Here is a 2804-nt window from a genome sequence, read left to right as displayed (position 1 = left end):
GGATTTTTTAGCTGTAATTTAGTGTCATGTTTTTTAACAGTTATAAAAAATTAAGTTTACATTTAAATGTTACCTATTGAATTAAATAGGGTTTTATTTTTGGTATGTATTTTGCAATCCACAAGTATCTTGAAGTAAATGTCGTTATGCGACATCAAATTATTAACCCATTAAGGGCTTAAGGAAGTTGTATGAGTTCTAAAATCATAAATATTGTTGTAGTTTGTGTGTTATCTTTTTTTGTTGCCGATAGAGCAAATGCTGGATTAATTATTGGTAATCATTATTCTGATAATGCTGGTATCCAATGGGAGTATGTAGGCTATTTTGATTTAGCTGATGGACCTGATTTTTTTGTAGTCGATAATATTACCCCCTATAATGCTATTGAAGCGGCAGAGTTAAAATTTGGGATGCTTTTAGCTGGCGGCGACTACGCAGTAAGTTCAAATGACGAGGCTGCCTATCCTGATATCGCTAATTTTATTGTTAATCATATGGCTTGGTACGACTCATATGGTGATAGAATTGTGATACATGGTGAATCAGTACTTGCAAATATTCAAGGTGACTCTTCATATGATGCGATAGGTGATATTTCTGCCTTCATCGGGGATCGTGCAATGGTCGGAGAGAATATTAATCACGTGTTTAAATCCATTGCTGTTCCAGAGCCGTCAACAATAGTAATATTTTCACTTGCTTTTATGGGATTGATAGTTCGTCGTATAAAAACCAATAATCCTGTTTAGATTAAAATAAAGTTGGTGTCGCTCGACACCTTCTTTGAAAATGAACAATATTAGTTATTGTTTGTTTTTTTCTCAATAATACCGTCTATAAAATTGACGGTTATCTATTTTATTAAATCATCTCTTAGTATAGTCATAAATAAGGTGCTAAAAAGGCGTTGTTTTTAGTCAAATTACTTGTAATATGTCTATCCATAAGTAAGTTTAAAGTTACCAATCAACTGCAGTATTTTAAGTTTGTCTAGAGTATGTGGTAAGCCAAATCATTAGGAAGTCGTTTATGGAAAACTATACCAACCCAAAAAATGCACAAATCATTAATGTTAAAGGTGAAATTCACACCGATGTGGCTGAAAACACTCTATTAAAAGTCGGTGATGTCATTAAAGCAGGCGCCGTTCTTAATTTTATCAAAGGCAGTGAAATTGTATTAGCTTATGCTGATGGAAGTCAGCATAAAGTCTACAGCTCCGAGTCTGAGTCGGTAAATGAAATTCGTGTAGATATAATTTCTCCTGATAACAATACAGAAAGTGTTGATAGTGAAGATATCAATAATATTCAAAATGAAATTTCAGCAATTCAAGATTTAATTGATGCTGATATTGATGCAGAGCTTCCTGAAACAACTGCTGGTCTTACTAGTAATGAAGGTACAAGTTTTGCCTCGGTAAACAGAACAGGCGATGAAACGTTAGCGCAGGCTGGATACGATACAACAGAACAAAATAATATTTTTGTTTTACCCGGTGATTTAGATAACGAAAATAATAATGATAACTTTGCCTTATTTGATGCTGATGAAAGTGTCACTGTAGCAGAAGATACATCAGCCACAGGTAATGTGCTAGATAATGGTGCCAGCGCAGGCGGCCCATTAAGTGTGATTAACTTTAGTGTTGATGGTAATACTTTTGATGCGGGCGAGACAATTAATCTAGTAGAGGGTGAATTTACCTTCAACGCTGACGGTAGCTATACTTTCATACCTGCTGATAATTTTAATGGCACTGTGCCCGTGGTCAATTACACCGTTACTGATGGTGCAGGTAATACGGATAGTTCTACTTTAACGATTTTAGTAACACCCGTATCAGATCTTACTGATGCGGATGAATCTGTTACAACAGCTGAAGATACCCTAGTTTCTGGCAATGTACTTAATAATGCTGAAACTGCAGATGGTCCTCTGACTATAACGAGCTTTACTGTTGATGGAAATACTTTCAATGCAGGTGATACGGTTACTCTCGCTGAAGGTGAGTTAACCTTAAATGCAGATGGTAGTTACACCTTTATACCAAATGACAATTTCAATGGTGCTGTGCCCGTGGTCAGCTACATCGTAACTGATGGTGCAGGTGATACGGATAGTTCTACCTTAGCGATTTCAGTAACACCCGTATCAGATCTTATTGATGATAATGAATCTGTTACAACAGCTGAAGATACCCCAGTCTCTGGAAACGTTTTAGATAATGCAGCAACTGCAGATGGACCATTAACCGTAACCAGCTTTACTGTTAATGGAAATACTTTCAATGCAGGTGATACGGTAACTCTCACTGAAGGTGAGTTAACCTTAAATGCAGATGGTAGTTACACCTTTATACCCAATGATAATTTCAACGGCAGTGTACCCGTGGTCAGCTACACCGTTACTGACGGTGCGGGTGATACCGATAGTTCTACGTTAACAATTTCAGTAACACCGTTATCAGATCTTACTGATGACAATGAATCTGTTACAACAGCTGAAGATACAACAGCCACAGGCAATGTGTTAGACAATGCAGAAACAGCAGACGGTCCACTAACTGTCACCAGTTTTACTGTTGATGGGAATACGTATAATGCTGGTGATACCGTTACTCTTACGGAAGGTGAGTTAACTTTAAATACCGATGGTAGTTATACCTTCACACCTAATGATAACTTTAATGGTGCTGTGCCTGTAATTACTTATATTGTTACTGACGGTGCAGGTGATACTCAGCGTTCTACCCTAACCATTTCAGTGACACCGGTTTCAGATTTAAGTGATGATAGTGA

Annotated in this window: 2 protein-coding genes; both read left to right on the top strand. The window is 36.9% G+C overall.

Features of this window, described 5'->3' with window-relative positions:
• Positions 1-191: 191 nt before the first annotated feature.
• Positions 192-752, top strand: a complete 561-nt coding sequence (locus tag H4J67_RS19675; protein WP_182204815.1) for a PEP-CTERM sorting domain-containing protein — start codon at positions 192-194, stop codon at positions 750-752.
• Between the two features lie 280 nt (positions 753-1032).
• On the top strand, positions 1033-2804 hold a 1772-nt coding region (locus tag H4J67_RS19670; RefSeq protein ID WP_182204812.1), incomplete at its 3' end, for an Ig-like domain-containing protein.

The sequence above is a fragment of the Colwellia sp. BRX10-4 genome (assembly GCF_014077465.1).
GTDB lineage: Bacteria > Pseudomonadota > Gammaproteobacteria > Enterobacterales > Alteromonadaceae > Colwellia_A.
The sequence above is the reverse complement of the archived record's forward strand: the minus strand, read 5'-3'. Positions and strand labels throughout refer to the sequence as shown.